The organism is Bacillus badius NBRC 15713 (assembly GCF_001591605.1).
Classification (GTDB): domain Bacteria; phylum Bacillota; class Bacilli; order Bacillales; family Domibacillaceae; genus Pseudobacillus; species Pseudobacillus badius.
In genome coordinates this window covers 1-23,328 of record NZ_BCVF01000020.1, presented here as the reverse complement: position 1 = coordinate 23,328, position 23,328 = coordinate 1, and the positions used below count along the sequence as shown (strand labels likewise).

Below are 23,328 nucleotides of genomic sequence, written 5' to 3'. Positions count from 1 at the left end.
ATTAAAATGGAATTTAGAATAGAACGAGATACGTTGGGAGAAATGAAAGTGCCGGCAGATAAATATTGGGGGGCACAGACGCAGCGAAGCAAAGAGAACTTTCCGATAGGAACAGAAAAAATGCCTATCGAGGTGATTCATGCATTTGCTCAGTTAAAAAAAGCGGCAGCCATGGCCAATGAACAGCTCGGCAAGTTGCCTGCTGAAAAAAAACAAGCAATTGTTCAGGCGTGCGACGAAATAATTCAAGGAAAGTGGGATGGCCATTTTCCGCTCGTGGTCTGGCAGACAGGAAGCGGCACCCAGTCTAATATGAATGTGAATGAAGTCGTGGCCAGAAGAGGAAGTGAAATTGCTGGCAAAGAGAAGCTCATTCATCCAAATGACGATGTCAATATGTCACAAAGTTCCAATGATACTTTTCCAACCGCTATGCATATCGCTGCCTATCACGAGGCAGCGCAGCGTTTGAAACCGGCTCTTGTCCAGTTTAAGAAAACGCTTGAGCAGAAGGAAAAGGAATACATGCATGTAATTAAAATTGGCCGCACCCACTTGCAGGATGCTACACCGCTAACTCTCGGACAAGAAATTTCCGGATGGCGAGCGATGATTGACCGGAGCATGGAGATGCTGGAACAGGCACAGCAGTATTTGCTTCGCTTAGCTATTGGCGGCACTGCCGTAGGCACCGGTATTAACGCGGATCCGTCATTCGGCCATAAGGTAGCTGAACAGCTGGAAAAGCAAACAGGGTATCGATTTGAATCGTCCCCAAATAAGTTTCATGCGCTAACGAGCCATGATGAGCTTGTTTATTTTCATGGAGCGCTGAAAGCCCTCGCGGCTGATATGATGAAAATAGCGAATGATATACGCTGGCTGGCGAGCGGTCCGCGCAGCGGCATCGGGGAACTTACCATTCCTGCAAATGAGCCGGGCAGTTCAATTATGCCAGGAAAAGTAAACCCGACGCAAAGTGAGGCGATGACAATGGTGGCGGCTCAAATATTCGGAAACGATGCAACGGTCGGCTTTGCTGCAAGCCAAGGGAACTTTGAATTAAATGTTTTCAAGCCGGTAATCATCTATAATGTGCTTCAGTCTATCCGCCTTTTGGCTGAAGGGATTCAGTCATTTGACAAAAGATGTGCAGCTGGACTTGAAGCGAATAAAGAAGTGATCCAGCAGCTAATGGAACGCTCGCTGATGCTTGTTACAGCTCTTAACCCGCACATTGGTTATGAAAAAGCAGCCGAAATTGCCAAGCTGGCTCATAAAGAAGGATTAACATTGAAGGAAGCCGCCGTTCAAACTGGTTATCTGACGGCAAAGCAATATGATGAATGGATTGATCCTTCTAAGATGGTTAATCTCTAAATCAGCAATAGAGCCCCTGAATATTCAGGGGCTCAAGCCATTTGTATGAAATTGTAAAGCTAAATTAGCGTTGGAAACCGCTCATTTGTTGTTGAGCCATTGCTACAAGACGCTTAGTGATTTCTCCACCTACAGAACCGTTAGAACGAGATGTTGAATCTGCACCAAGTTGTACGCCGAATTCAGAAGCGATTTCGTACTTCATTTGGTCGATAGCTTGTTGAGCACCTTCAACTAAAAGTTGGTTGTTGTTGTTGTTGTTTGCCATGTTTTGTCATCTCCTGTTGTGTGTTTTTTTTTTTTTGGCTGGACCCTCTGGAATTGCACCAGCACGCATTGACTGCGTCCAGACTATCTGGTTAGGTCCACCGCTTTGAAGTGTTGCTGTTTGTACTACTAGTATGTTTGGATTCAAAAAGTTTATTCAAAAATATCGCTTGGCAATTTATTCCTGTTCATTTGACGTTTAAAAGGTGTTTTTTAAAGCATTATGCTATACTGATGATACATATCGACAATGAAGTGGATGATCTATTCTAGGAATAAGAGGTGACGGAGTTATGGAATACAACCGCGATGTAAAAAACCGGCTGAATCGGATCGAGGGGCAAATAAGAGGTGTTATTAAAATGATGGAAGATGACAAGCATTGCAAAGAAGTAGTGACTCAATTGTCAGCTATCCGTTCGGCTGTGGATCGATCAATTGGATTAATTGTAGCCAAAAATTTGGAGAGCTGTATCAGAGAAGCCAATGAAAAGGGGCAAAATGCAGAGGAAGCTATCCAAGAAGCTGTGAATATGATTGTTAAAAGCAGATAAGCTGTTCTTAACGTGCCAGACCTTCTAATCGCATGACGATAGATGTCCGGCACGAAAAGGACAGCTTTGTTTATTGTATCTCTGAGTTTGGCGGCGCCTCTTCTAGAAAAGGCGTTGTTTCTTCAATGTTGGCGGTGAGCGACTCGTCTCTTGTATGAACGGAGCCCCCGGAGAGTCCTTCATTAATCATTCGATCAATGTCTAAGTAAGCTTGGTCTTTTCCTTCAAATTGTGTGTCGGGCAAAAAGGAAAGGTCTTTGTTTTTTGGATCCATTGCTTAACGCCCCCCTTTATTATAAAGGCTTCGTTAACAGTTTCTTGGGCGTGTGAATAAGCCGAAAGCTGTTAGCGAAGCCTATTTATAATATGGACGCAAATGAAAAAAGCTATTCCAGCCATTTTGATTAACGGTCATAGACATGATAAAGCATTAAGCTGTGGATTTGCTGTTCGAGCGGCTGGCGTTCAGTCTCTGACGGTTGGTTTGACAGCCATTCGATCGTTCCATCGGGCAGGTAGTTTCCGGACATTCGTCTTTTTTTATAATAAAAAGAAAAGGCCCATCCGGGGAGCTGCTCTCCTTGATAAAGCGGTTTGTATTGAAAATGCAGCAACATCGTCTTCACCTCTCATTCATCATACCCTACCCTGTCAAACGCGACAATATTTGCTAACTTTCGCCAATTCCACTTATAATGAAAGAGCCGGCATCGCTGGTGATGAATAAATGGCAGGTGAATGATGCAGATGAATATAGTAACGTTGCTTATTTTTATGGTTTTCATCGGTGCAGCCATTGGGGCGGTCACAAATGCGATTGCCATCCGGATGCTTTTTCGCCCGTATGAGCCGAAATATATTGGCAAATGGAAGCTTCCATTTACGCCCGGCTTGATTCCGAAACGAAGGGGCGAGCTGGCTCGGCAAATTGGCAGAACAGTGGAAGAGCATTTGCTGACGCCGGAAAGCATTGAACGCAAGCTGAATGAACCAGACTTTCGCCGGGATGTAACCGTGATGTTGCAGAAAGAGGCAAAACCGCTGCTTGCTGCCGATCAGACGTTAGCCGAGCTGTTGGACAAGCTGCATTTTAAAGAGGCTGAGCAACAAACAGAGCGCTGGGTTGAGAGCTGGATCGACAATAAATATCACAAAATCAAAAGCTTCTACCTTGATCAGACGATTAGGGAATCGCTGCCTGCGCAATGGCTTGATACGATGGAGGAAAAAGTTCCTGATGTCTCCCGTTATATCCTGACAAAAGGTATAGATTATTTCTCCGGCTTGGAAGGAAAAACACGGGTCAAAAGAATGACAGATGACTTTCTTGCTGAATGGGGCAAGCTTGGCAGCATGGTGCAAATGATTTTGGGCAATACCTCACTGGAGGATAAAATTCAGCCGGAAATTATCAAGTTCTTAAGCAGTCCGGGCACAAAGGATTTGCTGAACACGCTCTTGCAAAAAGAGTGGGATAAGCTGCTTGATTGGAAGTGGGAAGATGTTCTGCAGAAATTCTCTGATGAAAAAGCGCTGACTAAAGGAAAAAGCTTCATTCTGCGTCAGCTTGATCTGGCTTCTTTATTCCAAAAGCCTGTGTCTGTCTTTTTACAGCCGTTTGAAGAGAAGATTATCAATGAAATTATTCCGCTGCTAGTGGAAAGAGCGGGCTCTGTAGTGGCAAGCCGCTTGCCGGCCATTATGCAGAAATTGCGGATTGGGGACATTGTCCGCGAACAGGTGGAAACTTTTTCTCTCGCACGCTTGGAACAAATCGTGTTGGATATTGCCCGCCGGGAGCTGAAGATGATCACGCTTCTTGGAGGCGTGCTCGGTGGAGCGATTGGCTTGATTCAAGGACTTATCATCCGTTTATTCTAGGAAAGTCTCGCGAACTTGCGCATAGTTTGTTAAAGTGAAGTCATGCTTACAATGAAGGAGGAAGAACATGGCAGCCAATTTATATGATCTGGCGTATGAAATGGAAAAAGGTCTGCGCCAAAGCCAAGAGTATCTCGCGTTAAAACAGCTGTATGCAGATGTAGAGGCTAGCGAGGAAGCAAGGGGAATTTTCGAGAACTTTCGAAATGTACAGATGCGATTGCAGGAAAAACAAATGACCGGGCAGGAGATCACGGAAGAAGAAGTGCAGCAGGCGCAAAAAACAATGGCTCTTGTTCAGCAGCATCCTCTCATTTCTAAATTGATGGAGGCTGAGCAAAGAATGAGCATGGTGATTGCAGATGTGAACAAAATTATTATGAAGCCGCTCGAGGAAATGTATGGAGCGATGGCAGAATAACGGTTAAGCATGTAAAGTGCCGGGTTTTCCCTGTAAAAAGGGAGAATCCGGCATTTCTTATTTTTTAGGCTGCCTATTGACTGTAATGACTTTTTAAAGCTTTGTTCTAAAGCCTGTTTTCTTCTCATAATTTCTAAAAAGGACAACATGAGGGGGGAACGAGAAGATGGCTTACCGTTTGTTAGCAATTAATATAGATGCGTTTGCCGGTCAAAACAAAGCACGGATCACGAGGTCAACGAAGGAAGCAATTCGCTATGCACGCAAAAAAAACGTGACTGTTTGTTTTTACTCTAACCGAGAATTGCCTCTTGTCAAGAAAATGGCGAAAGCCTTGATCCCGGAAAGTTGCTTGATTGCCCACAATGGAGCGTATGTAGCTTCTGAATTTGATAAACCGGTGTATATCCAGCGAGTGAATGAAGAATGCACATATGAAATGGTTCAGTTTCTGGAATCATTTGATTGTCAGGTAACACTTGCCACTGAAAAGTTTTCTGCCAGCAATAGAGGACGGCTTCCAGCTACATTAGTGAAGCGAAGCATGTGGCAGCGCACGCAAAAGTTCTTATATTCCCAGTATTTTGTTCATTCATTATCTGATCATTTATTTGAAGATCCGATTTCTCCTTTATCGATTCATGTCAAATTCTTTAAGCCGGGAGAAAGGGAAGAAGTGCTGCAAGCATTAAAAAATATGTTTAGTGAAGTGTCCTTCTTAAAGAAGGGAACGGATGAAATCGAAATCACTGCTTTCGAGGTAACCAAATGGAACAGTATTTTATATTTGGCAGAAAGAATGATGATCAGCCGTTCGGAAATTGCAGTCATCGGCGTGGATGAGGCTGATGAAGAAGTAATTAGAGAAGCGGGCATCGGAATTGTCATGGGGGATGCTCCTGAAAGTGTAAAACAGGCAGCGGATTGGGTGACGAGAACAAAAGAGGATGGCGGCATTGCCTATGTGATTAAAGAGCTGCTCCGGCACCAAAGGAAGGGAGCGGAGGAGGAAGTGAATAAACTGGATTAAGCGGCAGGCAACGCCGCTTTTTTGATGTGCGGGTTGATTCGATCTTGACCGCAGGTTTGCCGATTCAGTATGCTTAGGGAAGGAAATAAAGAAAGGTGAATGAACGTGTTAATTTATATAAAAGGATTGGAAGACGAGCGCTTCGTGCGGCCGCTTCAGTTGATCGCCAACTTATTTTTTGAGGAAACGGATATCTGTTTGGAGAACAATGGCCGCAGCGAACTTGAAATTGATATCCAATTAGTAGATGAGGGGGAGGAAGTCGCCGCTTCAGCCGTTTTGTTGGCGGCTGGCGAAGAATACCGGGCGAGCTATAGAAAAGCCGTTACGGTCCTTGAGGGGAAAGAGCATTTTAAGCAAGTGAAGAACGTTGTTTCTCATGTGTTTTTACACGTATTGCAAGATTACACAAAGATCACGCAAAAATGGGGCATCTTAACTGGCATGCGGCCCACCAAGTTGCTTCATAAGCAGCACCAAGCTGGCGTGCCGGCTGAAGAAGCGCGCCGAAAGCTTCAAGAAGATTATATGATCACCGAAGAAAAAGTGCATTTAATGGAGCGGATTCTGGAACGGCAGCTGGCGATGGTTCCTGATTTATATGAAGTAAAAGAAGAAGTCAGCATTTATATCGGCATCCCGTTTTGTCCGACGAAATGCGCGTATTGCACCTTTCCAGCCTATGCTATTCAAGGAAAGCAAGGAAGGGTATCCTCATTCTTGAGCGGGCTTCATTATGAAATGGAGAAAATCGGACAGTGGCTGCGGGAAAAAGACGTGAAAATTACAACTGTGTATTACGGCGGCGGGACGCCGACAGCCATTACAGCCGAGGAAATGGACGAATTGTACGAGCTGATGTATAAAGTATTTCCTGATGTAGACAGCATTCGGGAAATTACTGTAGAAGCAGGGCGGCCGGATACCATTACTCCCGAAAAGCTTGCGGTTTTAAGAAAATGGAACATTGACCGGATCAGCATAAATCCGCAGTCTTACACACAGGAAACATTGAAAGCGATCGGGCGCCATCATACCGTAGAAGAAACCATCAGCAAGTACCGCATGGCAAAGGAACATGGAATGAACAACATCAATATGGATTTGATCATTGGCCTTCCGGGTGAAGGAACGGAAGAATTCGCCCATTCTCTTGAGGAAACAGAAAAGCTGATGCCGGAATCTTTAACGGTTCACACACTGTCATTTAAGCGCGCCTCTGAAATGACCTTAAATAAGGAAAAATATAAGGTGGCGGACCGGACAGAAGTGGAACAAATGATGAATATGGCCGAGCAATGGACGAAGGAACACGAATACGTTCCCTATTACTTATACCGCCAAAAAAATATTCTGGGCAACCTGGAGAATGTAGGATACTCCAAACCGGGACGGGAAAGTATTTACAACATTATGATCATGGAGGAAGTACAAACCATCATCGGCATTGGGTGCGGGGCGGCCAGCAAGTTTATTGACCGTAAAACTGGCAAAATCGAACACTTTGCCAATCCGAAAGATCCAAAAACCTATAATGAACGGTTTGTGGAGTACACAGAAAAGAAAATTAACAAGCTGAACCAGTTGTTTTCATGAGCCAGTTTCGAAAAAAAGAGCCGCAAAATTTGCCGGCTCTTTTTTTGAAGATAAATCAAGCGGTTTAAGAAAGGCACTGAACCGCTTTTATGTTATACATGGAATAAAACGAGCTTGCCGAGAGGCGACGTACAGCGATGAGTATACTCTTCATAGTCGTGCTGCTGCAGCAACTGCTGCCCCTGCTCTTTTGCTTCTTCATCGTTACGGGCTTCAAATGATTCATCGAGCAGCTTTTCCCCATTTTTTTTAAAAACCGTTAATTTATAAACCATTATTTCCCCTCCCTGAAGGTGATTCACTATTCATTGTACACAATTTTGGATTTTTTCTAAATATTTTATAACGAAATAATTTTGTGGAACTTTTTGCTTGCTTGGGCGTATGTTTTAGAGGGGAGTGATAAAATATGCTTGTTTTGGAAAATGTAACAAAACGTTTTAATGATTTCACCGCCGTCAACGACCTATCCTTGCAAATCCCGGAGAGGGAGCTGTTTGGTTTTCTTGGGGCCAATGGTGCGGGAAAAACAACCACCTTTCGTATGATATTAGGTATTTTACAGCCAAATGCAGGTGCCATCCACTGGAACGGGAAGCCTATTAATTACAAAGTGAGCCCGCTGATCGGTTATTTGCCTGAAGAAAGAGGGCTATATCCGAAAATGAAAGTGAAAGATCAAATTGTTTACTTAGCCCGTCTGCGCGGAATGGATAAAAAAGAAGCAGCAGCCGAAACGGACCGCTGGCTGGAGCGTTTTCATGTGCCTGATTATGCGGGGAAGCGGGTAGAGGAATTATCGAAAGGAAACCAGCAAAAAATCCAATTTATTTCTTCGGTTGTCCATAAACCGCAGCTGCTGATCCTCGATGAGCCATTCAGCGGCCTGGACCCTGTTAATGTAGAGCTGTTGAAGGAAGCGGTTGTTGAGTTAAGAGAAAGCGGGACAACCATCGTATTTTCGAGCCATCGAATGGAACATGTGGAAGAGCTTTGCGAGAATGTATGCATGATGCATCGCGGGCGTCCAGTCGTCCATGGCAGTCTTCGCGAGATTAAGCGTTCGTTCGGAAAGAAAAATGTCACGGTACAGGCTGACTTCAATCTTGATTTTTTAAGGGAGATTCCCGGCGTTTTACGGACGAAAAACACGGCGGAAGGCATGGTGCTGCAGGTTGCCAAGGAAGAAACGTCCCAGCACATTTTTGCAGCTTTGCAGGAAAAAGGATTTGTGACGAGGTTTGAGCTGGAGGAGCCTTCATTGAATGACATTTTTATTGAAAAGGCGGGAGCTTCCTATGAATAACTTTTGGATGATTCTTTCCCAATCGTATATTAATAAATTGAAAACCAAGCCATTCATCATTACGACGCTGCTGGTGGCTGCCGTCATCATTGCCGCAGCCAATTTTGAGCAGATTTTCTCCAATTTTGGTGACGATAATGAACAGGCAAAAGTAGCTGTAGTGGATCAGACAGGAGCGCTGTACGAGCCGCTCAAAGAGCAGCTGGCAGCTGCGGGAGCAAATGTTAAAGTTGTCAAAAGCGATCAAACAGAAGCTCAATTAAAGAAGGATGTAGAAAAAGAAGCGTATAAAGGTTATCTCTTGTTAGAAAGAAACAGCGAAGGAATGCCGTCTGCCACCTATAAGGCGGAGAACATTGCCAACAGCAGCCTTTCCTCTGAGATCCGTCAAGCTCTGCAAGCTTTAAAAACAAGGGAAGTAGCGGGGAAGCTGCAGCTGACGGATGAGCAAATTCAACTGTGGAATGCACCGGTTTCGTTTGACACGATTGCGCTCGCTAAAGGAGCTAAATCAGAGGAAGAACTGATTCAAGCCCAAGCACTTGTTTATGTTTTGCTGTTTCTTATTTATTTGTCCGTTATTATGTATGCCAACATGATCGCTTCTGAGGTAGCTATTGAAAAATCTTCGAGAGTGATGGAGATTTTAATCTCAAGTGTCTCCCCGATAAAGCAAATGTTTGCGAAAATTTTAGGCATCGGCCTTCTCGGGCTTACCCAATTAGTGATCTGGTTTGCTGCCGCTTATATAGCCATGGTCAATCAACCCGACGGTTCTCTCGTTCAATCGATCGGATTGCAATCCGCTTCTGGGTCGATGATCATTTATGCGATTCTGCTATTTATTCTTGGCTACTTCTTATATGCTACGATTGCCGCCTTGCTTGGCTCACTCGTTAGCCGCCTTGAGGACGTTCAGCAAATGATGACACCGCTCACTCTCCTCGTCATGGCTGGCTTCTTCATTTCCATGTACGGCTTGGGAAACCCGGAATCACCGTTTATTACAGTGACTTCCTATGTGCCGTTTTTTACGCCAATGATTTTATTTGTCCGCATTAGCCTTCTTAGCATTCCGCCATGGGAAATCGCTCTTGGCTTTGGGGTTTTGATTGCTGCCATTATAGTGTTTGGGATCATTGGTGCCCGCATTTATAAAGGGGGCGTCTTAATGTATGGAAAATCTAATTCATTAAAAGACATGAAAAAAGCGTTCGAGCTGTCAAAAGACAACTAGTTGGCAGTCGAGTCTGCCTTGAAGAATGATTCCAGAGATTGTTATGTTATAATTAGCTCACTAATACCAAGGAGGGGGAGTCAATTTGCAAGGGATTACCCATTATGAAGCAGGACAAAGCGTGGAAAGTTATTTGTTAATCAAATCAGTAACAAAAAGTGTAGCGGTAAATGGCAATCCCTATTTAACGCTGATTTTACAAGATAAAAGCGGTGACATCGAAGCTAAGCTTTGGGATGCTAAAGAAGAGACGGAAAAGCAATACCAGCCGCAGACCATTGTGAAAGTAAAGGGAGAAATTCAAAATTACCGCGGCCGAATGCAGCTGAAAATCCGGCAGATCCGGCCGGCTGGTCCGCAAGATGGAAAGCAGATCAGTGAATTTATCGAAACGGCTCCGCTCAGCCAAACCGATATGGCGGATGTGGTTACCCAGTTTATTTTTGAAATGCAAAATCCTCATATTCAGCGTATTACCCGCTTTTTATTAAATAAATATCATACGGAGTTTTTAGAATATCCGGCAGCAACAAAAAATCACCACGAGTTTGTGTCAGGTCTAGCTTACCATGTGGTATGCATGCTGAAATTAGCCAAATCCATTGCAGATCTTTATCCTTCGCTGAACCGTGATCTGTTATATGCGGGTGTAATCTTGCATGATCTCGGCAAGGTCATTGAGCTGTCCGGTCCTGTATCTACAGTGTATACGGTCGAGGGGAACTTGCTTGGCCATATTACCATTATGGTCAATGAGATTGGCAAGGCAGCAGAGGAGCTTGGAATAGAAGGGGAAGAGGTCACTATTTTAAAGCATATTGTTCTCTCTCATCACGGTAAAGCAGAATGGGGGAGCCCGAAGCCGCCGATGATTAAAGAAGCGGAAATTCTCCATTATATCGATAATCTTGACGCCAAAATGAATATGCTTGACCGGGCATTGGAGCGAACGAAGCCGGGAGAATTTTCCGAGCGGGTGTTCGCGCTTGATAACCGTTCGTTTTACAAGCCGCATTTTTCTTCTTAACATGTCCAATTTTGGGCATGTTTTTTCTTTTGGTGAATACACTGTTTACAAATGCGGACAAGGAAGGGGATTAAGATGATCATTCCATTATGGGTTTATGCAGTTGTTGCGGGAATTTTCTTCAGTGCATTTATGACGATTAAAACATCAAGAGCGGATAAAAAGGTGGATGAGGCATTCATTGAGCAAGAAGGACAAGTTTATATACAAAGAATGGAGAAGGAGCGCGAGCTGAGAGCAAAGAATTAAGCAGAAAGCGTCTGTCTTGCGAGACAGACGCTTTCATTATGCTTACTTTTCTTCTTTATCGGATTTTTTATCAGAATCAGACGAGCCTCCGAAAGCTCCTTTTAAATCTTCGTCTTTTACTTTAACGTCAGCAGCCTTCAACTCTTTATCGAGCTTTTTCTGGATCGTTTCCGGATCAGCTTTCGATTGTTTTAGTTCTTTCGTTAACTCTGCTTTCATATCTTTGAAAGGTTTTTTCTCTTTCATATCAGTAATTTCAATGATATGGAAACCTAAGTCGGACTTAACCGGCTTGCTGATTTCGCCTTTTTTCAATGTGTCAAGCGCTTTAGAAAACTCTGGGACAAATTGCTCGCGGCTTTGGCTGTCCACCCAGCCTAAGTCTCCGCCGTTTTGTGCGGAACCTGGATCAGATGAATATTCTTTCGCCAATGCGTCGAATTTCTCGCCTTTTGCCAGCTTGTCTTCTACTTCTTTTGCTTTCTTTTCATCCTCTACCAAGATGTGGCGGATTTTCATCGGCGGCTGCCATTTATCATAATACTCTTTGACTTCCTTATCCGTTACTTTAATATCGGAGAGGGCCGCTTTTTCTCTCAAAAGCTCTAATTTCAAAAAGTCTTTAAAGCCTTTCTCATCCAGGTTATACTGGGCCAAAAACGCTTCATATTGCGGGCCAAGCTGTTCCTTGGCTTTTTTCAGCTCTTTATCCACTTCTTTATCGGATACTTCATATTTCTCGGAGAGTACCTTTTTGTACATAACCTCTTGAAGAGCTTGTTCCATTTGCGGAGAGTATTTCTCCTTCATCGAGTCATACAGTTCTTGCTGTGTCACATCTCCTGCTTTCGAAGTAGCAACGACATCGTCCCCGGCGCCGCATCCAGCCAGGCCGACCGCCCCTGCAACTAAAGAAGCAGACAGGATCCATTTTTTCATCTCTAAACAACTCCCTGATTAATCAGCCGGCCTTCATTGCAGCAACGGCTTTTTCAAATTTTTGTACAGGACATACTATATCATATTTTCATCAAGCAGCCAAAAAATTCAATCTGAATAAACAGACAAAGCAGGCTCCCATGATCGATTAAACAGGAGTGAGGAGGGCGGGCGGACCCAGCCATCCGTCTTTTGAGCAAATTAAAAAGAGCCGGCTTTCGCAAGCGGCTCTTTTTATGTAAACAAAATTTCTACATAAGACGAGATCAATAAGATCGTAATATAGATATTAATAGTACGGAAAATTTTAGGGTGGCGTTCTTCCGGGATCTCTTTTTGAACGCAAAGAATATTCGTCATACGGTTAATATTATAAAGAATTAAAGCTGAAAAAATAATAAACACGATAATAACGGAGATCACTTTATCCCCTCCCCTGTTTGTTTTTGTTCATATTTTGTTCACATGTAATAAACATAACAAAAATTGCGTTAAAAAGATAGAGAAATAGTTGAAAGCAGAGAAGGGACTCTCTGCTTTGCATAGACGAACTGATAGTTTAAAAAATCAGCCGTTTTATTGAGGGATAAGAATTTCATACCCTCGGTCGTGTTCCTCGATGACCGCATATTTTGGAGAAGCAGCCATGGCTTTAAAGTAAAGCAAATCAATGGCGCACATGCCCGTATGAAAAGCAGCCAGCATAGTAAAGTAATGAATATAGTGAGGGAACATAATTCCGCAAACAAGCAGGGCTGGATTAATGGTGAAAAAAGGCAGTAACAGGCTTGCCATAAATGTTTTTTTAGGAACGGGCTGTTTTATGTTAATCGAGATAATTGGCATACAAAAATAAGTGATTTTGCACTGGCATTTTATTTGGCGCCAATAATGCAAAATCGGTAAAAGATGCACAAGCTTGTGCAGCGGATAAACCGCAAGCAAAGCTAGAAGAAAAACATGAAAATACCCTGAATACAATGTTTTTGAAAAGAGCGATTGCATGAAGGCAAAGCTGAATGAAAAAAACAGCGTTGTCAGCAAAAGAGAATACATCAAGATCTTGTTCGATCCGTATCTCTTTTCAAAATCAAATGTACGCCAGCATTTCATCGGAATCATCCCTCCGTTTGACGTTAAGAACTTGCTATTGCCTAACCACTTTACGCTGTGTATAAAGAAAAATCAACCTATTTTTTGTGAACAATAAGTAAAGTTATCAGGCAAAACAGGCAAGCATAAGATCCAGGAGGGAGGGGCCGGGTATTTTCGCTGGAAGGAAGGGGAGCTTACACTTGTTGCTCAAATTTTTTCTTGCGTAACTTTCCATCTTCCTCATCTAAATCTTCGCCGATATTATGCATGGACTTCTCGAATATATCAACGAAGTCTTCCCCGTAAATATTTTTGACGATAGACATCACTTCCATCATATCGGGGAACTTGCCAAACAATTCACGAAGCGGCGCGCTGCCTGCAAATACGGAATTTGTGTCAGGATCAAAGTTTTCCATCAAGTCAAGCAGCAGCTGCTCGCCTTCTTCAGTGATTTCCACATAAGTATTCCGTTTGTCTGTCTCTTTCTTTGAAAATCTTAAATAGCCTCTTTCTTCTAATTTTTTTGAAAAATTAAAAGCGGTAGATACATGCATGACTCCGAATTTCGCAATATCAGAAATAGAGGCTCCTTTTAAATGATAGGCAATCCACAGAATATGATGCTCGTTAATATTTAAGTCATAAGGCTTGATCCAGCGCTGCCAATCCTTTTCGATCGCTTTCCATAGGGCTTTGCTTAATTGGGCCATTCTCTGGCTAAAAATAAGCGCTTCTTTCAATGAGTACTGATGATTTGTCATTTTTGCACCTTCTTTTCCGAATTCTTTCACTCCTAATTAATAGTAAGTTATATAGACTGTTAATATTATTATGCCAATAAAGTAAAAAATAATAAAGATGTAAATTAACAAAATTTTCGAAAAAAATGGAGAACCGGTGACGGTTCTCCATTTATTTTCGGGCGGGCAGTGTTTTTTGCAGATCTTCAACTGTTTTTTGCACTTCGCTGATATCTTGCTGCAGCTTTTGAATGGTTGGCTCTGTACTTTCCTTCCATATTCCGGCACTTACTTTTAAGCCATCCGCTACTTCCGGGATATTGTCTTTGCTGACGTCCTTTAACTGGATAACAGCTTTCTTGACTTCGCCAATGTCCGCTTTAATCGTCTGCGTGTGGTTTTTCAAGCTTGCTTGGGCTGTTTTCACCCGTGCTCTTGCTTCTTGGCCGGACATCGGCGCATTGAACAAAGTGACAGCCGCCCCGGCGGCAGTGCCAGTAATCAGGCCGATTAATAATGCTTTTTTATCCACTTTCTTCACCTCACATTAATGATAGCATTCTCTTTTAAAAACAAAATCCCTTTAATTTGCTGGGGACAGGTACATTGCTGCCCGAAAGATGCATAGTATGTAGAAAGACCCCGCTTTGCTATATTTCCCTTACACCATAAAAAGCAAACAGTTGATTTTAGTTAAAGGAGTGGCATAGCATGGAAGGAATCATTTTCGGATTATTTGCGCTGAGTTTCATCCTGCTGATCAGCATGATTTATCACATCCGATCGATCTGGAGGCCGGGCATTTCGATGTCGAGACCTCTGTTAATCAAGAAAGCTCGTATCCTTGGAATTGCCGGGGGCTTTATTTTACTCATCGCGGTACTGCTGTTATATAGGTAAGTATAGCAAAAGGACTCCTTTGTTTTCAAAGGAGTCCTCAGGCTGTTGGCAGACGCTTGCTTCCTTCGCTGTAGAAAAGTTAGGCTGGCTCCGCTAGATTCGAGCGCTTCAGCACAGATTGGACAATCGGATAAATGATCGCCATTACAACGGCATTTACAGCTGAAGCAGGAAGTACAATCGTCAAGAATAAAGCAGCAAATGGTCCCGGCAGGCCAACTGTTACGAGAGCCGAGCCCAGGAAGACAACGCCGGAAACAATCGTTCCGACAGCGGTTAAAGCGGCGGCTCCAACGGTATTTTTGCCGTAACGGGCAAATAGAAGAAACAAGCCATAAAATACAACAGCAGTGACCGGCTTATCAAGCATGTTGGGAATCATTCCGCCCGGGAAAGAAGTGGTCAGGCCGGAAATAACGCCGGTGACCAGCCCGGCAAGCAAGACGCTCTTTAGGTTCGGAAACAGCAAAATGCCTAAAAACATCATAGTCAGCATCATGTCAGGTTTCATTCCAAGAAACAGTCCCGGCATCACCGTGTGCAAAACAGCCCCCATCCCTATTAATAGTGACAGGGTAACTAAAGATTTCGTATTCATTTCTCATCTCTCCTCTTCTCATCTCGTCTCAATCTCGCTTCTCCTGACATACACTCGTTGTTGCCAGCGAAAAGGTAGGATAAGTATATCATACAACAAAGGGCGGAGGAAGCTGAATATTCTGTCAAGGACTCCGTCTTTTTATTTAAAGGCGGGCAGAAATGTCTTGAGCAATCTTTTGCAAATCGTCTCCCGTGTATTCATTGTCGTGTGTTTTAAACACAGGATGGAATCCGTCTTCTCGTCCAAAGCGCGGAATGAGGTGAATGTGATAATGAAAGACTGTTTGACCCGCTGCTTCTCCGTTATTGTTTAGAATATTTAATCCTTCCGCGTTATAAGCCGATTTCAAGGCTTTGGCAATGAACGGCACCCGCTGGAACAAGCTTCCCGCTTCTGTTTCAGAAAGTTCAAATACGTTTTTCTTATGTTTTTTAGGGATAAGCAGTGTATGTCCTTTGGTTACTTGGCTGATGTCTAAAAAAGCATATACTTCCTCGTCTTCATATACTTTGGCAGAGGGGATTTCACCATTAACGATTTTACAAAAAATGCAGTCGCTCATTTTTTTCATCCTTCCTATGTATAATTGCCAAAATTTTATCATAAAAGCGATTTTTATTAAATACACAAGTATAAAGATGAGGTTGAACCATGAGATATTGCGGATATTTTGTTAAAATAAGCGTATGACATTATGAGAAAGGACGTTTTTTTATGTCTTTATTAACGGTAGAAGGGCTAGTTGGCGGTTATACCCGCAAACCGGTGCTGAAGGATGTATCCTTTTCAGTCAATAAGGAAAGCATCGTCGGCTTAATTGGTTTAAACGGGGCAGGGAAGAGTACAACGATTAAGCATATCATCGGGCTGATGGAACCGAAAAAAGGAACCATTTCTATCAATGGGCTTGCTTTGCAGGATAGTCCTGAGAAGTACCGGCGCCAGTTTTCTTATATTCCCGAAACGCCGATTTTATATGAAGAACTAACGCTTGAAGAGCACATGAAGCTTACGGCCATGGCCTATGGGCTCACAGAGGAGGAGTTCGGCCGGCGGATCGGCCCATTGCTAAAGGAATTTAGGCTGGATTCGAAAATGAATTGGTTTCCGGCTCACTTTTCTAAAGGCATGAAGCAAAAGGTGATGATTATGAGCGCCTTTTTGACAGAGCCTTCGTTGTACATTATCGATGAACCTTTTGTGGGTCTTGACCCGCTCGGCATTCAATCGCTTCTTGATTGGATGAAGAGAATGCGTGATGGCGGCGCTGGCATTTTAATGTCCACGCATATATTGGCGACAGCGGAAAAGTACTGTGACGCCTTCATCATTTTACATAACGGTGAAGTTCGGGCGCAAGGAACAATCGGAGAACTTCGCGAACAATTCCAAATGCCAGGTGCGTCTCTTGATGATATCTATATTCAACTGACAAAGGAAGAAGAGCAATGAAGCAAGTAGAAGAGTTATGGAAATCGAGGATTACGGCCTATTATACCGAGCTGCGCAAGTATTTGCGCTATATGCTGAATGATCATTTGCTATTCGTTCTTGTCTTTGGACTGGGTGCGGCCTTGTATTATTACAGCGGCTGGATCAAAACACTGGATGAGACGTTTCCAGCGCCGCTCGTCATGGCTGTTTTTCTGGGAGCACTGCTTGCTTGGAGCCCGGTTTATACATTTTTAATGAGGGCAGATACCGTTTTCCTGCTGCCGCTGGAAGAAAAAATGGCTCCTTACTTTCGCAAAGCGATTACGGCGAGCTTTCTTTCCCAAAGTTACTTGTTAATCGCCGGTCTTGCTTTATTTATGCCGCTATATACACAGGTCAAAGGCGGCTCCATGAAGATTTTTTTCGTTTGGCTGATTTTAATCGCCGTCATGAAAATTTGGAATTTAACCGTTCGCTGGCATGTGCTCAAAGTTCAAGAAAAAGAAAGCCGCCATATAGATTGGGGAATTCGGCTGATAGTTAATATCTTGCTGCTGTATTTTGTGTTTTCCGGTGCCCCGCTTCTTTTCATCCTGGCAGTGGCGGCCGCTATGGCAGCCTATTATATATACTGCGGCAAAAGGGCGCGTCCTATGGTGTTAAAATGGGAAACACTTGTGGAGCTTGAGGAAAAGCGGATGGCCGCTTTCTACCGCTTAGCTAATTTATTTACCGATGTGCCTCATTTGCGGGGAACTGTGAAACGGCGCAAGTGGCTGGACAAGCTTCTGGGCCAAGTGCCGTTCCAGCCGGCAGGGACGTATACTTACTTGTTCCGGCGCACGTTTGTCCGTATGAACGAATTTTTCGGTTTGTACATCCGCTTGACTGTGATGGCGGCTCTTATTATCGGGTTCAGCGGGCAAGCCGTCCTGCAGCTCATTATCGCTTTATTGTTTATTTACTTGACGGGGTTCCAGCTGCTGCCGATGATTCGCCGTCATGAAACAAAGATTTGGGTCTTTTTATATCCGGTCGCGCCTGAACAAAAAAGCGCTTCGCTGCTGGATTTAATCGGCCGTCTGCTTTTGCTGCAAGCTGTCATCTTCGGTTTAGCAGCATGGGCAGGCCACTCGTTAAGTCAAGGAGGCATCGTTTTAGCAGCTGGCGCAGTATTTGCTTTGTTTTTTGCTAAAATGTATGCGCCGGCCCGCCTCCACAAAATGGCCCGCTAGAAAAATGAGAGCAGACAATATAAGAAAAGACAGCCAAAACGGGATACTTCCCGATTTTGGCTGTCTTTTTTCTGTTTGAAAATGAAACTATTCATTTTCCCTCGGCACCATATAAGTTGTTACGTAGGAAGGGCTTGAGAAAATATGCGGCTGGTTATCTACGCCGGCTTCCGGTTTTTTTGTTTCATGAGCCTGCTTGAATTCCTTAGAGTCTTTCCAATTCGTAAATGACTCCCGGTCTTGCCATTGCGTCAAGATGACATACGTATTTGAAGTGAGCGGGCGAAGCACACGGATCGCTATAAATCCTGGCGTATTTTCAATCGCCCGGGCCCGTCCTTTAAAGCGGTATTCAAAAATCGGCCGTCCCTCGTCTGTTACAGGAATGTTATTGCATACAACAAAGCCGTGATCCGCTAATTCTCCGGAAGCATCAATGACCTCGTATTTTCGGGGAGATTGAAACAGCGTTTTTTTGCTGTTTGTTTCATGAAGAAGGGTGGCTCCTTCCGCATTTTCCATAAAAATGATGTTTTCAGATGCGTGTTTTTCCTGAAGCTGCTTCATAAAATTGTATGTACCTGTAGTGATGAAAATATTCATGTCCTCACCTCGTTTAGTGATAATTACTATCTTATATTATATATTACTTTACACTTAGTTGCTGTGCTCTAAACTCTCATAATAAGCAGAAAAACAGGAAGGAAGTTCCTAATTGAAGGCAGGCTCTCCGTTTCTTTGGAGAATTTATGACATTTAGGGGTCCACGCTATACTTTTTGCCTTAAAACTACTATAGTGTAAACGTATAAATAGATACGATTGTTCGCTTATTTCCGTTTATGGACTGAATAGAAAGTGATAGATCAACTTTTGAAGATATGAAAGGTGGATGTGCAGCAGTGGTGCGAAAAATTAATGAAACATTTTTAAAAGCGGCAAAAGGGGAAAAGACGGAGTATACACCGGCTTGGTATATGCGCCAAGCGGGCCGTTCTCAGCCGGAATACCGCAAATTAAAAGAGAAATACTCCCTTTTCGAGATTACCCATCAGCCTGAATTATGTGCTTATGTCACAAAGCTTCCGGTCGATCAATACGATGTCGATGCCGCTATTCTTTATAAAGATATTATGTCTCCGCTTCCAGCAATCGGTGTCGATGTAGACATTAAATCAGGAATCGGTCCAGTGATTGATAACCCGATTCGTTCTTTAGCTGATGTCGAAAAGCTCGGCCAAATTGATCCGGAAAGCGATGTTCCATATGTGCTTGATACGATTCGTCTGCTGACGGAAGAGCAGCTTGACGTGCCGCTTATCGGCTTTGCCGGCGCGCCATTCACGCTCGCAAGCTATATGATCGAAGGCGGCCCTTCAAAAAACTACAACAAAACAAAAGCTTTTATGTATGCTGAGCCAAAAGCATGGCAAGCATTGATGGACAAGCTGGCTGAGATGACAGTGACTTATGTGCGCGCCCAAGTAAAAGCGGGGGCCCGAGCTATCCAAATTTTTGATTCATGGGTCGGAGCGTTAAATGTTTCAGATTACCGTTTATTTATTAAGCCGGTCATGGAGCGTATTTTTAGCGAACTGCGCGAAGAAGATGTTCCATTAATTATGTTCGGTGTAGGGGCAAGCCACCTGGCGAAAGAATGGCATGAACTGCCGCTTGATGTGGTCGGTCTTGATTGGCGCCTTCCGGTACAAGAGGCGAGGGCAATGGGCATCACAAAAACAGTGCAAGGAAACCTTGATCCGGCGATCCTGCTTGCTCCGTGGGAAGTGATTGAAGAAAGAACACGCGCTATTTTAGATGCAGGCCTTGCTTCGCCAGGCCATATCTTCAATTTAGGGCATGGAGTGTTTCCTGAGGTCAATCCAGACGTATTAAAGCGCTTGACCAGCTTCGTACATGAATACAGTGCACAAAAGCGAAAATAATGCAGCAGAGGTGAGCAATGTGACAAAGAAAAAAATGGGCTTGTTAGTCATGGCATACGGAACGCCATACAAAGAAGAAGATATTGAACGTTATTACACACATATTCGCCGGGGCAGAAAGCCGACGCCGGAAATGCTTGAAGACTTGCGTTCCCGCTATGAAGCAATCGGCGGCATTTCGCCGCTTGCTTCGATTACACAAGAGCAGGCGGAAAAGCTTGAACAGCATTTGAATGGTATACAAGAAGACATTGAATTTAAAATGTACATCGGCTTAAAGCATATTGAGCCGTTTATTGAGGATGCTGTCCAGCAAATGAAAGCAGATGGAATCGAAGAAGCGGTCTCAATTGTGCTCGCCCCTCATTTCTCCACATTCAGCGTGAAGTCTTATAACGGACGGGCGAAGGCTGAGGCAGAGAAAATTGGCGGACCAGAGATCACCTCAATTGAAAGCTGGTATCAAGAGCCGAAGTTTATCGATTACTGGGCGAACAAAATAAAAGAAACCGTTGCCAGCATGTCAGCGGAAGAGCGCGCCAATTTTGTCATGATTGTTTCTGCACACAGCTTGCCGGAAAAAATCATTTCAATGGGGGACCCTTATCCGCGGCAACTCGAAGAGACAGCAGAACTGATTGGCCAAGCATCAGGCGTAGCTAACATCGAAATTGGCTGGCAAAGTGCAGGAAACACTCCGGAGCCATGGATCGGCCCGGATGTACAAGACTTAACACGCGATTTGTTCGAGCAAAAAGGCTATCGCGCCTTTCTTTATGTGCCGGTTGGATTTGTAGCTGAGCATTTGGAAGTTTTATACGACAATGATTATGAATGTAAAGTGATCACTGATGAGATCGGTGCGGCCTATTATCGCCCGCCGATGCCAAATGCCCGTCCGGAATTTATCGAGGCGCTTGGTGAAGTGGTTTTAAAACACTTGGCAACACACACAAACTAATAAAAAGAGGGCGATGAAACTGTGCTGGGCGAAAAAAAGAGGGTTGTTGTTGTAGGCGGCGGAATTACAGGGCTGACAGCAGCCTACTATTTGCAAAAAGCAGCTAAAGCCAGCCAGCTCCCGTTAGCTGTGACGTTGATCGAAGCAACCCCCCGCCTGGGCGGCAAAATCCGAACGATGAGAAAGGACGGCTTCATTATTGAGAGGGGGCCGGATTCCTTTCTCGCCAGAAAAGAAAGCGTCAGCCGGCTGGCTAGAGAAGCCGGGCTTGGCGATCAATTAGTGGCTAGCAAAGCCAGCCGTCCGTATGTACTCGTTAATGGCAAACTCCATGCGATACCGGCAGGATCAATGATCGGCGTCCCGACTAAAGTGACTCCTTTTCTTGCGACCAATCTTTTTTCCGTGGCTGGAAAATTAAGAGCCGGAGCGGACCTTTTCCTGCCTAGGACAGATTTCGATGGCGATATCTCACTTGGCGGCTTTTTCAGGCGGCGTCTTGGCAATGAGATTGTCGAGAACCTCATTGAGCCGCTTTTATCAGGCATTTATGCCGGTGACATTGACAGGCTGAGCTTAACGGCTACGCTTCCGCAATTATTAACTAGAGGCGGAAAGCCTCCCCGCAGCCTTATCCTCAGTTTAAGACAGTTGTCTGCTATGCTGGCCAATGAGAGCGGCGGCTTTCTAACGCTGAGGGATGGTCTCGATACATTGGTGCAAGGCATCGAGAAAAGGCTGGAAGGCGGTTCCGTTTTAAAAGGCGTCCGAGTCAAGCGCATTGACAGACGGGAGGATGGCAAGTTCTTTTTAACGCTGAATGACGGCGTGAAAATGATGTGTGACAGTGTGATTGTGACAACACCGCATACTACCTTTCCCGCTATGATGCCGCAATACGATTTTTTTCATGAACTCAAGAAAATGCCGGCTATGTCGGTTGCAACGATCGCAATGGCTTTTCCTGAAGAAGCCGTCCCTCATTATGCGGATGGTTCAGGATTTGTTGTTTCAAGAAACAGTGATGTAACTATTACAGCTTGCACCTGCGTGCATAAAAAGTGGCCGCACACAGTGCCGGCGGGAAAAGCCCTGCTTCGCTGTTACGTCGGCCGGGCGGGTGACGAGGCCATCGTTGATTTATCAGATACTGAAATCGAACAAATTGTGGTGGAAGATTTAAAGAGAACGCTGCAGCTATCGGCACAGCCGGAATTCACGGTAGTGAGCCGCTGGAAAAACGCGATGCCGCAATACACGATCGGCCATAAACAGAGAATTGAAAAGATCGAAGCACACATTGACAAAAGCTTATCCGGTCTTTTTATCGCGGGCAGTTCCTTTAGGGGAGTGGGGATGCCTGCCTGTATCGAGCAGGGCGAGGAAGCGGCAAAAAAAGCCGCAGCATTTATACAAACGAACAACTGACAGAGACTGTTCCGAAATTCGGGAACAGTCTCTTTTGTTGATTGCAGGATAAACTTTATCGTATGGCCTTGTGAGAAGGGGAATACTAAGACCAGCACACAATAAAGGAGGTTTCCCTATGGAAAAAGGCGACGTAAGCCAATATCGGGAAAGTCCAAGCTTATACCTGAAGAAGGAAGCGAACGACGAGGTGCTGGAGATTAGCTCCACAGGCTACGGTTTGGAACCTGTGCTGAGGGAAGAAAGCCGTTCTGGGCATTCTCTTCTGCAAATGAAAGAGAAGCATGAGTAAAGAGCGAAAAGAAAACCTGGCGGACGGGATCGATCCGGCTTTGAAGGCGCGTATTGATAAGGAAACTGCCGGCCTGCGCTTCACGAAAAATTTTCGGTCGGCGACTGCGGAAGAGTGGTATCTTTTCTTTCCGGGATTTACAGGAGAACCAGCAGGCAGCGCGGCAGGAAAGGCGATCATCCATTATGAACTTTACGGCAACCGGGAAATATTTATCCATACAACGATTATTTACAGAGATCCAAGCATGGAAGAACCGGCCATGTACCCGCTTATTTATGCTCTTTCTGATGAAATCATCAATCGTCTTGTGGGCTATGCTGATACGCTGCTGTCCGTTCATGCCGGCCCAAATTCTTATCAGGCAGAATACCGCTCGCCTGAATAAATAAAAGGAAAGGATGGGATGAGATGGGGAAATGGAACGAACAAGCTGCTCCTAATAACAATATGGCGTCTTCTGAAATAAAAAGCGCGTTGGAACATAGCAAGCACCAGCCAGAGTTTTCGGAAGAATTAGCGGATGGCGGCGAAAGAAATCGATATGCAGAAGAGCAAAAGCTGAAAAGATAAAGCTGTGGGAGCTTCGTTTGTGCCGTTTGAATAGATGGACAGAGCACGCAGCAAGCCCTACTGCTTATAATAGGGCTTCGGACTGTAGACAAACTCAATGAAAATGGAAGTTTGTCCGCAGTCTTTTTTAGTTTTGCTCATGGATAGGCCTGTTGCTTTCCATTCCAGGCGTTTCGCTTTCCGCGGGGCGGGCGGCGAGCTTCCCCGGCGTCCAAGCGCCTGCGGGGTCTCGCC

31 protein-coding genes are annotated in these 23,328 nt (G+C 44.4%); 19 read left to right on the top strand and 12 right to left on the bottom strand.

Annotated elements, in window-relative coordinates; all coding sequences use genetic code 11:
• The first annotated feature begins 6 nt into the window (after positions 1 to 6).
• Positions 7 to 1,380, top strand: a complete 1,374-nt coding sequence (gene fumC, locus BBA02S_RS11305) for a class II fumarate hydratase (RefSeq protein ID WP_041099111.1) — start codon at positions 7 to 9, stop codon at positions 1,378 to 1,380.
• A gap of 64 nt (positions 1,381 to 1,444) precedes the next feature.
• Here fumC and BBA02S_RS11300 read toward each other — a convergent pair whose 3' ends face one another.
• On the bottom strand, positions 1,445 to 1,648 hold the full coding sequence (locus BBA02S_RS11300) for an alpha/beta-type small acid-soluble spore protein (RefSeq protein ID WP_041099113.1): 204 nt from the start codon (positions 1,646 to 1,648) through the stop codon (positions 1,445 to 1,447).
• 292 nt (positions 1,649 to 1,940) lie between these two features.
• Between BBA02S_RS11300 and BBA02S_RS11295 the strand changes: the two genes are divergently transcribed.
• Positions 1,941 to 2,201, top strand: a complete 261-nt coding sequence (locus BBA02S_RS11295) for a metal-sensitive transcriptional regulator (protein WP_041099115.1) — start codon at positions 1,941 to 1,943, stop codon at positions 2,199 to 2,201.
• 70 nt (positions 2,202 to 2,271) lie between these two features.
• On the opposite strand, the gene BBA02S_RS11290 is transcribed toward BBA02S_RS11295, so the two are convergent.
• Together BBA02S_RS11290 and BBA02S_RS11285 are read right to left on the bottom strand one after the other, a co-directional pair.
• The gene (locus tag BBA02S_RS11290) at positions 2,272 to 2,475 is read right to left on the bottom strand and encodes a hypothetical protein (protein WP_041099117.1); all 204 of its coding nucleotides are present in this window, start codon (positions 2,473 to 2,475) and stop codon (positions 2,272 to 2,274) included.
• 130 nt (positions 2,476 to 2,605) lie between these two features.
• Entirely contained in the window at positions 2,606 to 2,818 is a 213-nt protein-coding gene (locus BBA02S_RS11285) for a YheE family protein (protein WP_041099119.1), read from the bottom strand.
• A gap of 130 nt (positions 2,819 to 2,948) precedes the next feature.
• Here BBA02S_RS11285 and BBA02S_RS11280 point away from each other — a divergent pair, with 130 nt between their 5' ends.
• From BBA02S_RS11280 to BBA02S_RS11265, 4 genes are all read left to right on the top strand, one after another.
• Complete coding sequence (locus tag BBA02S_RS11280) at positions 2,949 to 4,082, top strand: DUF445 domain-containing protein (protein WP_041099121.1); 1,134 nt, start codon at positions 2,949 to 2,951, stop codon at positions 4,080 to 4,082.
• A 67-nt stretch (positions 4,083 to 4,149) separates the two neighbouring features.
• Complete coding sequence (locus BBA02S_RS11275) at positions 4,150 to 4,503, top strand: YlbF/YmcA family competence regulator (protein ID WP_041099123.1); 354 nt, start codon at positions 4,150 to 4,152, stop codon at positions 4,501 to 4,503.
• Positions 4,504 to 4,669: 166 nt separating this feature from the next.
• Positions 4,670 to 5,533, top strand: coding sequence for an HAD hydrolase family protein (locus BBA02S_RS11270; protein WP_041114053.1), 864 nt, complete (start codon positions 4,670 to 4,672; stop codon positions 5,531 to 5,533).
• A gap of 105 nt (positions 5,534 to 5,638) precedes the next feature.
• Positions 5,639 to 7,129, top strand: coding sequence for a coproporphyrinogen III oxidase (locus tag BBA02S_RS11265; RefSeq protein WP_370670955.1), 1,491 nt, complete (start codon positions 5,639 to 5,641; stop codon positions 7,127 to 7,129).
• 92 nt (positions 7,130 to 7,221) lie between these two features.
• Here BBA02S_RS11265 and BBA02S_RS11260 read toward each other — a convergent pair whose 3' ends face one another.
• The gene (locus BBA02S_RS11260) at positions 7,222 to 7,404 is read right to left on the bottom strand and encodes a YhzD family protein (protein ID WP_041114055.1); all 183 of its coding nucleotides are present in this window, start codon (positions 7,402 to 7,404) and stop codon (positions 7,222 to 7,224) included.
• A 134-nt stretch (positions 7,405 to 7,538) separates the two neighbouring features.
• Here BBA02S_RS11260 and BBA02S_RS11255 point away from each other — a divergent pair, with 134 nt between their 5' ends.
• From BBA02S_RS11255 to BBA02S_RS11240, 4 genes are all read left to right on the top strand, one after another.
• Positions 7,539 to 8,435: an ABC transporter ATP-binding protein gene (locus BBA02S_RS11255; RefSeq protein ID WP_041114056.1), complete on the top strand. Its 897-nt coding sequence runs from the start codon at positions 7,539 to 7,541 to the stop codon at positions 8,433 to 8,435.
• Entirely contained in the window at positions 8,428 to 9,672 is a 1,245-nt protein-coding gene (locus tag BBA02S_RS11250; RefSeq protein ID WP_041114094.1) for an ABC transporter permease, read from the top strand. The genes BBA02S_RS11255 and BBA02S_RS11250 overlap by 8 nt, the downstream gene beginning before the upstream one ends.
• An 85-nt stretch (positions 9,673 to 9,757) precedes the next feature.
• Entirely contained in the window at positions 9,758 to 10,699 is a 942-nt protein-coding gene (gene yhaM / locus BBA02S_RS11245; protein ID WP_041099136.1) for a 3'-5' exoribonuclease YhaM, read from the top strand.
• 75 nt (positions 10,700 to 10,774) lie between these two features.
• Positions 10,775 to 10,948, top strand: a complete 174-nt coding sequence (locus tag BBA02S_RS11240) for a sporulation YhaL family protein (RefSeq protein WP_041099139.1) — start codon at positions 10,775 to 10,777, stop codon at positions 10,946 to 10,948.
• A gap of 42 nt (positions 10,949 to 10,990) precedes the next feature.
• Here BBA02S_RS11240 and BBA02S_RS11235 read toward each other — a convergent pair whose 3' ends face one another.
• The 5 genes from BBA02S_RS11235 to BBA02S_RS11215 form a co-directional block, all read right to left on the bottom strand.
• Positions 10,991 to 11,887 carry a peptidylprolyl isomerase gene (locus BBA02S_RS11235; protein WP_041099141.1) on the bottom strand — a complete coding sequence of 299 codons (897 nt, stop codon included), beginning with the start codon at positions 11,885 to 11,887 and terminating at the stop codon, positions 10,991 to 10,993.
• Positions 11,888 to 12,121: 234 nt separating this feature from the next.
• Positions 12,122 to 12,307, bottom strand: coding sequence for a hypothetical protein (locus BBA02S_RS11230; RefSeq protein WP_041100212.1), 186 nt, complete (start codon positions 12,305 to 12,307; stop codon positions 12,122 to 12,124).
• A gap of 156 nt (positions 12,308 to 12,463) precedes the next feature.
• Positions 12,464 to 13,000: a DUF3267 domain-containing protein gene (locus BBA02S_RS11225; protein ID WP_041099143.1), complete on the bottom strand. Its 537-nt coding sequence runs from the start codon at positions 12,998 to 13,000 to the stop codon at positions 12,464 to 12,466.
• 176 nt (positions 13,001 to 13,176) lie between these two features.
• Entirely contained in the window at positions 13,177 to 13,746 is a 570-nt protein-coding gene (locus tag BBA02S_RS11220) for an HTH-type transcriptional regulator Hpr (protein ID WP_041099145.1), read from the bottom strand.
• A gap of 151 nt (positions 13,747 to 13,897) precedes the next feature.
• Positions 13,898 to 14,257, bottom strand: coding sequence for a YtxH domain-containing protein (locus tag BBA02S_RS11215; RefSeq protein WP_052475229.1), 360 nt, complete (start codon positions 14,255 to 14,257; stop codon positions 13,898 to 13,900).
• A gap of 179 nt (positions 14,258 to 14,436) precedes the next feature.
• Between BBA02S_RS11215 and yhzF the strand changes: the two genes are divergently transcribed.
• Entirely contained in the window at positions 14,437 to 14,625 is a 189-nt protein-coding gene (yhzF, locus tag BBA02S_RS11210) for a membrane protein YhzF (protein ID WP_041099147.1), read from the top strand.
• A 79-nt stretch (positions 14,626 to 14,704) separates the two neighbouring features.
• Here yhzF and BBA02S_RS11205 read toward each other — a convergent pair whose 3' ends face one another.
• Positions 14,705 to 15,223, bottom strand: a complete 519-nt coding sequence (locus BBA02S_RS11205) for a tryptophan transporter (protein ID WP_041099149.1) — start codon at positions 15,221 to 15,223, stop codon at positions 14,705 to 14,707.
• A 145-nt stretch (positions 15,224 to 15,368) separates the two neighbouring features.
• On the bottom strand, positions 15,369 to 15,788 hold the full coding sequence (locus BBA02S_RS11200; protein ID WP_041099151.1) for an HIT family protein: 420 nt from the start codon (positions 15,786 to 15,788) through the stop codon (positions 15,369 to 15,371).
• 152 nt (positions 15,789 to 15,940) lie between these two features.
• Here BBA02S_RS11200 and BBA02S_RS11195 point away from each other — a divergent pair, with 152 nt between their 5' ends.
• Positions 15,941 to 16,678 carry an ABC transporter ATP-binding protein gene (locus BBA02S_RS11195; protein ID WP_041099153.1) on the top strand — a complete coding sequence of 246 codons (738 nt, stop codon included), beginning with the start codon at positions 15,941 to 15,943 and terminating at the stop codon, positions 16,676 to 16,678.
• Complete coding sequence (locus tag BBA02S_RS11190) at positions 16,675 to 17,895, top strand: ABC transporter permease (protein ID WP_041114057.1); 1,221 nt, start codon at positions 16,675 to 16,677, stop codon at positions 17,893 to 17,895. The genes BBA02S_RS11195 and BBA02S_RS11190 overlap by 4 nt, the downstream gene beginning before the upstream one ends.
• 87 nt (positions 17,896 to 17,982) lie before the next feature.
• On the opposite strand, the gene BBA02S_RS11185 is transcribed toward BBA02S_RS11190, so the two are convergent.
• Positions 17,983 to 18,498 carry an antibiotic biosynthesis monooxygenase family protein gene (locus BBA02S_RS11185; protein WP_041099157.1) on the bottom strand — a complete coding sequence of 172 codons (516 nt, stop codon included), beginning with the start codon at positions 18,496 to 18,498 and terminating at the stop codon, positions 17,983 to 17,985.
• A gap of 298 nt (positions 18,499 to 18,796) precedes the next feature.
• Between BBA02S_RS11185 and hemE the strand changes: the two genes are divergently transcribed.
• The 6 genes from hemE to BBA02S_RS20995 all read left to right on the top strand — a co-directional run bounded on the left by hemE (position 18,797) and on the right by BBA02S_RS20995 (position 23,094).
• Positions 18,797 to 19,840, top strand: a complete 1,044-nt coding sequence (gene hemE, locus BBA02S_RS11180; RefSeq protein ID WP_041099159.1) for a uroporphyrinogen decarboxylase — start codon at positions 18,797 to 18,799, stop codon at positions 19,838 to 19,840.
• A 19-nt stretch (positions 19,841 to 19,859) separates the two neighbouring features.
• Positions 19,860 to 20,801, top strand: a complete 942-nt coding sequence (gene hemH, locus BBA02S_RS11175; protein WP_041100216.1) for a ferrochelatase — start codon at positions 19,860 to 19,862, stop codon at positions 20,799 to 20,801.
• 21 nt (positions 20,802 to 20,822) lie between these two features.
• The gene (hemY, locus tag BBA02S_RS11170; RefSeq protein WP_041114058.1) at positions 20,823 to 22,229 is read left to right on the top strand and encodes a protoporphyrinogen oxidase; all 1,407 of its coding nucleotides are present in this window, start codon (positions 20,823 to 20,825) and stop codon (positions 22,227 to 22,229) included.
• Between the two features lie 118 nt (positions 22,230 to 22,347).
• Positions 22,348 to 22,521 carry a hypothetical protein gene (locus BBA02S_RS20670; protein WP_156136630.1) on the top strand — a complete coding sequence of 58 codons (174 nt, stop codon included), beginning with the start codon at positions 22,348 to 22,350 and terminating at the stop codon, positions 22,519 to 22,521.
• The gene (locus tag BBA02S_RS11165) at positions 22,514 to 22,909 is read left to right on the top strand and encodes a hypothetical protein (RefSeq protein WP_052477345.1); all 396 of its coding nucleotides are present in this window, start codon (positions 22,514 to 22,516) and stop codon (positions 22,907 to 22,909) included. The genes BBA02S_RS20670 and BBA02S_RS11165 overlap by 8 nt, the downstream gene beginning before the upstream one ends.
• 23 nt (positions 22,910 to 22,932) lie before the next feature.
• Positions 22,933 to 23,094, top strand: coding sequence for a hypothetical protein (locus BBA02S_RS20995; RefSeq protein WP_169799360.1), 162 nt, complete (start codon positions 22,933 to 22,935; stop codon positions 23,092 to 23,094).
• The last annotated feature ends 234 nt before the right edge of the window (positions 23,095 to 23,328 follow it).